Annotated in this window: 6 protein-coding genes and 1 pseudogene; 2 read left to right on the top strand and 5 right to left on the bottom strand. The window is 69.2% G+C overall.

The window, feature by feature from the left end:
* The 4 genes from ACN469_RS07670 to ACN469_RS07655 all read right to left on the bottom strand — a co-directional run.
* Positions 1–1,744: efflux RND transporter permease subunit (locus ACN469_RS07670; RefSeq protein WP_498765659.1), on the bottom strand; the 1,744-nt coding region annotated here is incomplete at its 3' end.
* Complete coding sequence (locus ACN469_RS07665; RefSeq protein ID WP_498765657.1) at positions 1,741–2,868, bottom strand: efflux RND transporter periplasmic adaptor subunit; 1,128 nt, start codon at positions 2,866–2,868, stop codon at positions 1,741–1,743. The genes ACN469_RS07670 and ACN469_RS07665, both read right to left, overlap by 4 nt.
* A gap of 304 nt (positions 2,869–3,172) precedes the next feature.
* The gene (locus ACN469_RS07660; RefSeq protein ID WP_498765655.1) at positions 3,173–3,994 is read right to left on the bottom strand and encodes a metal-dependent hydrolase; all 822 of its coding nucleotides are present in this window, start codon (positions 3,992–3,994) and stop codon (positions 3,173–3,175) included.
* Between the two features lie 99 nt (positions 3,995–4,093).
* Positions 4,094–4,867 (bottom strand): helix-turn-helix domain-containing protein, encoded by a 774-nt coding sequence (locus ACN469_RS07655; RefSeq protein ID WP_498765653.1) that lies wholly within the window; start codon positions 4,865–4,867, stop codon positions 4,094–4,096.
* A 195-nt stretch (positions 4,868–5,062) separates the two neighbouring features.
* Between ACN469_RS07655 and ACN469_RS07650 the strand changes: the two genes are divergently transcribed.
* Positions 5,063–6,262, top strand: a complete 1,200-nt coding sequence (locus tag ACN469_RS07650) for a cyclic nucleotide-binding domain-containing protein (RefSeq protein WP_498765651.1) — start codon at positions 5,063–5,065, stop codon at positions 6,260–6,262.
* An 18-nt stretch (positions 6,263–6,280) separates the two neighbouring features.
* On the opposite strand, the gene ACN469_RS07645 is transcribed toward ACN469_RS07650, so the two are convergent.
* Positions 6,281–6,694, bottom strand: a complete 414-nt coding sequence (locus ACN469_RS07645; RefSeq protein WP_498765649.1) for a hypothetical protein — start codon at positions 6,692–6,694, stop codon at positions 6,281–6,283.
* A 171-nt stretch (positions 6,695–6,865) separates the two neighbouring features.
* On the opposite strand from ACN469_RS07645, the pseudogene ACN469_RS07640 reads away from it, so the two are divergent.
* A pseudogene (locus tag ACN469_RS07640) lies at positions 6,866–7,074 on the top strand (serine/threonine protein kinase); the annotation flags it as partial.

Genomic DNA, 7,074 nt, shown 5'->3' with positions numbered 1-7,074 from the left:
GGGAGCGCTTGATGGCATCGCTGGCGACGACCGGGTCATCCACCAGCAGGCCCAGCGCGATGATGAGCGACGCGATGGAGATCTGCTGCAGGTCCACGCCGAACACGTGCATCAGCCCGAAGGTCATCGCCAGGGTGATGGGGATGGACAGGGCCAGCAGCAGGGCGGTGCGCCACTCCCAGAAGCCGATGAGCGCGACGAGGACGACGAGGATGATGGCCTCGTAGAGCGACGACATGAACAGGTCGACGTTCTCCTTCACCTGGAGCGGCTGGTCCGACGTGCGGCGGATGACGAGGTCCTCTGGGAGCAGCCGCTTGACGTGGGCCAGCTCCTCGTTGACCACCTTGCCGAAGTGGTCGATCTGCTCACCGGGCCGCATGTTGACGGCCAGGGTGATGGCGCGGTTTCGGACGAAGTGACCCTGTGCGTCGCGCGCGTCCAGGTAGTTCAGGAAGCGGGGCGGGCTCTGGTAGTCGCGGCGCACGTCCACCAGGTCTCGCAGGTACACCGGAGTCCCGCCGCTGGGCGTGGCGAGGATGTCACCCAGTTGCGTCTCGCTGGTGAGCTCTCCGGATGGGTCGATGGTGATGCTCTTCCCGCCAATCTCCAGGATGCCGCCGGGCGCGGTGATGTTGCGCGAGGAGATGAGGTTGGCGAGCCCGGACTGGTTGACGCCGTAGGAGGCGAGGCGCTCCTGGGAGTACTCGAGATAGATTTTCTCCGGCAGCACGCCGATGCGGGTGACCTTGGAGACGACCGGCAGGCGCTGGAGGTGCCTCTGAAGGGTGTCGGTGAAGTCGTCGAGCTGCCGGTGGCTGTAGCGGTCTCCCGCGTTCTCCGTCAGGCGCGCCAGTGCATCCTTGGGTGAGCGCACGACGATGGGGCGCCACACATCGGGGTGCAGCTCGGAGAGGCTCAGGTGGTCCTGGGCGAACGCGCGCAGGTGCTCCAGCAGCTCGGCGTCGTCCAGGGACGTGGCCATGTCCACGCCGATGAAGCCGGGGCTCTGGATGAGCCGGGCGTCGTCCGTCTCGGCCAGGGTGTCGAAGAACCGGCGCGCCTGGTCTCCCAGCCGCTGCATGGACGTCGCGTTGATGGCGGGGGGGAAGCTCACGACCACCGTCGCGCGCGGCTCACTGGACGTCGCCGAGGCACGGACGTCCTCGATGGCGCGGGCGATGGCGCGGGCGCGCAGCTCCAGCTCCACGTCGTTTGCCTTCGGGCTGGCCACGGTGAGCATCAGCGTGGCGGTGTCTCCGAAGTCCTTCAGGAACTGCACGGGGCCGGCGCCGGAGGGCAGGTCGCGAATGGTGTCGAGCCGCCCCTGGATGTCGTCGAACTCCTTGGCCCGGTCCGTCACGTCCTCCTTCAGCGTGACGTAGACGACGGACAAGCTGGTGCGGCTGATGGACTCAATCTTCTCGACGCTGGAGTTCTCGGAGATCTTCTGCTCGATGCGGCGGGTGACGAGCTGCTCGATTTTCTCCGCCTCTGCCCCCGGCCACAGGCAGGTGGCCACCGCGACGCGCACGGCGATGACGGGGTCCTTCGCCTTGGGCATCTTGACGTAGCCGTAGACGCCCCACGCGAGCGTGAACGCCAGGAAGACCCAGGCCACCTGGCGCTTCTCCGTGAAGTAGCGCGCGGTGTTGTGCTTGTGGCGCACCAGGTCTTCGTCGCGCGCCCGCTCCGCCTGCTCCGGAGTGGGAGGCGTGCTGGACTCGTCGGTGGGAGCGCTCAAGGAATCACCTCGACCGCTTCGCCATCCGAGAGGAGGCTGGCCCCGGTGACGACGATGCGCTCACCGGCCTGGAGCCCTTGCTTCACGGGGATGACGTTGCCCAGGTACTCGCCGAGCGTCACCTCGCGGGCCTTCACCAGCGACTTGCCGTCCTGCTCCTGGAGGACGAACACGGCGAAGCCGTCCGGCTTGCCCGGCGCGCGGACGATGGCGGACAGCGGGACGAGCAGCTCGGGCTGGAGTCGGGCGGTGCCTCCGTCGCGGAGTGACAGCGCGGCCACCATGCCGGGCTTGAGTCGCTGGTCGGCGTTGGGGATGGAGACCTCCACGGCGAAGACTCGGCTCTTCGGGTCCGCGGAGGGGGCGATGCGGGAGATGCGCCCCTCGAACTGCTGGCCGGGAAAGGCCTGGGTGATGACGGCCTGCGGGGCGCCGAGTCGGACGCTGGGCAGCAGCGTGTCGGGCACGCCGAACAGCACGCGGACGCTCTGCGTCTCGGCGACGGAGAAGGCGACGGTGCCGGGCGCGGCCAGGGCGCCGACCTCCACCGCGCGCTTGAGCACCACGCCCGTCAGGGGCGAGCGAAGTTGCGTGTCGTCGAGCGCGGTGCGGGCCTCCTCCACGCGTGCCCGGGCGACGGCGGCGGCTCCGGTGGCGCTGTCCTTCTGGGTGCGCGCGGCATCGAGCTGCGCGGGAGTCTGGACCTCGGCGGCGACGAGCTTCGTCGTGCGGTCGAAGTTGATCTGCGCCTGTTCCTCGGCGGCGCGGGCCTGGGCGAGCGCCGCGCGTGCCTCGGTGAGCTTCTGCGAGTAGTCCGTCTTGCGCAGCGCCGCCAGCTCCATTCCCTCGCGGACGTTGTCGCCTTCCTGGAGGATGCGAGGGCGGCCGTCGACATCGCGCACCTTGGCGATGGACTCCACGTAGCCGCCGACCTTGAAGGCCAGGTCCACGCGGGTGGCGGGCTGAATCTCCGCGGAGAAGCGCGCGTCCGCGGTCGTCCCGGAGCGGCCCACGGTGGCGATGCGCACTGCGGTGGGCGGTGAGGCGGGCGGCGTGCTCCGACCGCAGGCGAGCCCGAGCAAGGCCCACCCCATGAGAGTGAAGGCCTGGAACGACATCCTCATGGCGCGGGCTCCTGCGATTCGGCAAGCGTGTTGCGTGAAGGACAGCCCCGGAGGACCGGGGCCATCCCGTGGGAAACCTCACCACGGTGAAGAGACAGCTCGGGTGTCTGCACGGTGTGGCGGGCGTCGCGTGTCACGCGCTCGACAGGGCAGGGGAGGGGGATGCTCAGAGGACGACGAGCAGGCCCAGTGAAGCTGTCGGGTAGACCTGCCGCGGCGTCAGCGCTCCCCCGGTGACGCGCCGCTCGCGAGTGTCGGTGAAGGTGAAGTCGGGTGCCTCGGACGCCTCGCTGAGTCGCGCTGTCTAGAGCGCGGTCCGCTGTCCCGGCGTGAGGAACTTCACGCGGCGGTCACCGCGAAACGCGGCGCGCACCTCGGGCTCGGTGGAGAGGGGCTCGAAGGTGCCGTAGTGCATGGGGATGATGAGGGATGGACGGAAGTACTTCCGGATGGCCAGCGCCGCGGTGTCGGGTCCCAGCGCCCAGCGTCCACCTCCCGCCGCGAGCAGGATGATGTCCGGGTGGAACAGCTCCTGGATGAGCGACATGTCGCCGAAGAGCCAGGTGTCACCCGTGTGGTAGAGCGAGCGTCCGTCCGCGAAGGTGAGCACGTAGCCCAGCGGTCTTCCTCCGGGCTCCGTCGAGTGCATCGCGGGCACCGCATGCACCTTGACGTCGCCGAGCGTGAAGCCCCCGCCCACGTTGACGCTGTGCTGCTGGGCTTCGGGAATCTTCATGGCCCGCAGGTGCTCGCCCGTGGTGACCACGAGCGCCCCCGTCACGCGAGCCAGCTCGGGGACGTCGCCGGCATGGTCTCCATGGGCGTGCGTGACGAGGATGGCCGCGGGTTTCTCCTCGGCGAAGCGCGCCAGGGCCTGCCACTCCGTGGGCGTGCTCGGGTTGTCCTTCAGCCACGGGTCGATGAGCAGGCGCGTCCCGCCCGGAGAGATGACCTCGAACGCGGCGTGACCGAGCCATGTCACGCGCAGGCCCTTGGAGGGCTCGGGGGTGGACCCGGCTCGGGACGCGGGAGCTGTCGGCGCTGGCGTGTCCGACGCGGCGTGGGTGGTGGGAACGAGAGACAGCGACAACAGCAGGCACGGCACGAAGGCGCGGGGGCGTGTCATGTGCACTCCTCGGAGAGACAGCCTCGCGGCCGGGCTGGGCGCGAGCTGTCTGGGACCGCACCGAGGAATAGGGGTGGGGCGGGGTGCCGGGCTTGGGCGCTATTGACGTTGACTCGCTCGGGCGTACTGGCCCGGGGTCATCCCGACGATGCGGCCGAAGTGGCGGTTGAGCTGACTCTGGTCGTAGAGCCCGACCTCCACCGCGACCGTGCCCGCGGCGAGCCCTTGTTCGAGCAGCGTCTTCGCGCGGGCCACGCGCAGATGCGTCACGTACTCATGGGGAGGCAGTCCCAGCTCCGCGCGGAACACGCGCAGCAGATGGAACTTGTTGAGCCCCACCGCCACCGCGAGCGTCTCCAGCTCCACGTTCTGCGTGAAGCTCTCGTGGAGGAAGTCGCGGGCGCGTGACACCGCCGCGTGATGCGGAGCACGAGAGGGCGTGGGCTTCGTCTCGCCGTACTCGGTGAGCAGGGCCTCGAGCGTCTCCGCGACCAGCGATTCGCACTCCAGGGAGTCCCGTGTCCGCCGGGCCAGCGCCTCATGGAGCGCGAGGGCCGCGAGCTCCATGCGTCCCTGGCCGTTTGACAGCGCGGTGCGCAGATGCGGCGTGCGCGCGAGGCCCAGCAGGAGCGACGCCTGATTCACCAGCGCCGGAGCGAAGGTGACGGACTGCGCGGTGACGGGAGCGTGGATTCTCTCGTCGCGGTGCACCTCACCCGGCTCCTTGAGTTTGATCCTCCGGCCGGGCCCATGGGTCCAGACGCGCTTGCGGTACCAGAAGTCGAAAGCGCCTCCATACGTCACGGTGAGGCCGTAGCCGGTGGAATGTCCCGTCCACAGGCGGGTGTCATTCTCCACTCGGACCACTTGCATCTCGGGAACCGAGAGTGGGCGCCAGGCAATGACGGTGGCGGGGCGCGCGTGTGGCATGGTGTTTCGTCCTTGATGCTTTCTATCTCACGTTTAGGGTGCTTCACGAGGTAAGGGGCGTCGTGACAGTCGGGGGGGCGCGCTAAAAGCGCCAAACCGGGCCTTTTCTGGCGGCCTACCGGGCCGGAGGGATGTGACATGCCAGGAGCCACAGGCGGTCAGAGCGTGGGGGGCGCACGCATGGGGACGGATGCTGAGGGCGCGTTGCGCGCGGTGCGGTCGCTCGTGGAGCTGGACGAGACAGAAGAGGCGGCGCAGCTCTACGAGGAACTGGGGGCCTCGCAACGAGAGCGGCTTCGCAAGCAGGCGGCCCAAGGGCCGGTGAAGGAGCGGCGCGGACTGGTGGAGGTGCTGCGCCGCGCGAGGGACTTCCTGGGCGCCGCGCGGCTGATGGATGGCAGCGGCGACGACGCGGCGGCCGCGGACCTCTACGTCCAGAGTGGCCAGTACATGGAAGCGGCGGAGGCGTGGCTGCGCGCGGGAGACTCCGAGCGCGCGGCGGCGGCCTTCGAGCGCGGCGGAGCCCTGGAGCGAGCGCTGGAGGTCTATCGCGGCCTGGGCGCGCGCGAGTCCATGGCGCAGTGCCTGGTCCGGCTCAAGCGGGTCTTCGACGCGGCGGACCTCTACCGGGAGCTGGGCCAGCCGCACGCGGAGGTGGAGGCGCTGGGGGGCGTGACGCCCGAGGACCCTCGCTACATCGAGGCCGTGCTGCGGATGTGCCGGCTGTTGGACGTGGAGGGCTTCACGCACCGGGCGCTCGCCGTGCTGGTGGACGCGTTGGCCAGCTCCGAGGTGGCTCGCGCGGAGCCCGCCATGGTGACCGAGCGCGCGCGGCTCTTGCGGCGCATGGGGATGAACGCGGAGGCGGAGGCGGTGCTGGGGCGGCGCAACGCGGCCATCGCCACGCCCGTGGCCAACGGGTATCGCTTCCTCAAGGCCATTCCCATCTTCAGCGAGCTGGGCCTGGAAGACATGAAGGACCTCTACCGGCAGGCGCGGCAGGTGGTGCTCGCGCAGGGCTCGGTGGTGCTGGAGAAGGGCGAGCCCGGCGTCGGGTTGATCGTGCTCCTGGAGGGCACGGTGGACGTGTTCAGCGGGCCGGAGGCGGATGCCCGGCAGCTCAACTCGTTGGGGCCGGGCGCGTACCTTGGAGAGATTTCCCTGGTGCAGGACGCGCCGGTGTCCGCCCATGTGCGGGCACGCACGGCCGTGCGCGCGCTGCGCATCAGCCGCGCCGCCTTCGAGCACTACCTGGACACGCATGAGGCCGCGGCGCTGCGCATCTACCGGCTCTTCACCCAGAACCTCGCGGAGCGGGTGCGCGCCCTGAGCGCGTGACGCCGTGGCCTCACGGCGTCACTTCCAGGCGCAGCCCTTGATCTTCCCGCAGAAGGTCGCGTTCGTGGCCTTCTTGCAGTCCATGGCGATGCCCATGCACATCTTCGAGGCGTACGAGTAGGAACACCCGGGCTGGCTGTTGCAGAAGACGCTCGAGTACACGCCGCAGAAGGTCGCCTTGCCGGTACACCGGCCACCGCCTTCGCTCGCCGCCGTGTCCTCCGCCGGCTTCTCCTCCCCGTCCTTCTGGGGCGCCTCCTTCGCTGTCCCTTCTTTCGTGTCGCTCGGCGGGGTGGCCGCGGGTTTCGTCTGGGTATTCTTGATTTGTGTCTTGTTGGAGGCGGAGTCCTCCGCACTGGCGGGAGCACAGGCGAGCAGCACCACCGTCGCCAGTCCCATGACGAGTCCCAGCCGTTGCGCGTGGCGAAGCATATGCGGTCCTTTCGGCGCGGAGCCCGGTGGCTCCGCCGTGGTTTGAACAGGTCAGTGTAGAGGACTCCTTCCGGGCGTGGGGGTAGAGGCGTGCTCGGCGGCTCGCCTCACCCAAGGGGGTGGGTCCTTTTCGAACGACTGTCATCGACGGAGGTGTCTGGCGCGGATAACATGCCGAGGCTCATGGCCAGGCAGGATGGCGCCAGCGAAGATCCCGACCGGGGGCGGCGCATTGGAAAATACGAAATCCTCACCCGCCTCTCGATGGGCGGAATGGCGGAGCTTTTCCTCGCCTTCACCTCGGGACCGGGCGGCTTTCGCAAGTTCGTCGCCGTCAAGCAGATCCTCCCGGACATCAAGAAGGACGAGCAGTTCGTCCA

The organism is Corallococcus terminator (assembly GCF_049194865.1).
Taxonomy (GTDB): Bacteria; Myxococcota; Myxococcia; order Myxococcales; family Myxococcaceae; genus Myxococcus; species Myxococcus terminator_A.
This window is presented reverse-complemented; position numbering and strand designations above follow the sequence as displayed.

Coding starts and splice junctions, on each gene's coding strand:
- ACN469_RS07665 (WP_498765657.1), bottom strand. CDS start 2,868: ATGAGGATGTCGTTCCAGGCCTTCACTCTCATGGGGTGGGCCTTGCTC.
- ACN469_RS07660 (WP_498765655.1), bottom strand. CDS start 3,994: ATGACACGCCCCCGCGCCTTCGTGCCGTGCCTGCTGTTGTCGCTGTCT.
- ACN469_RS07655 (WP_498765653.1), bottom strand. CDS start 4,867: ATGCAAGTGGTCCGAGTGGAGAATGACACCCGCCTGTGGACGGGACAT.
- ACN469_RS07650 (WP_498765651.1), top strand. CDS start 5,063: ATGCCAGGAGCCACAGGCGGTCAGAGCGTGGGGGGCGCACGCATGGGG.
- ACN469_RS07645 (WP_498765649.1), bottom strand. CDS start 6,694: ATGCTTCGCCACGCGCAACGGCTGGGACTCGTCATGGGACTGGCGACG.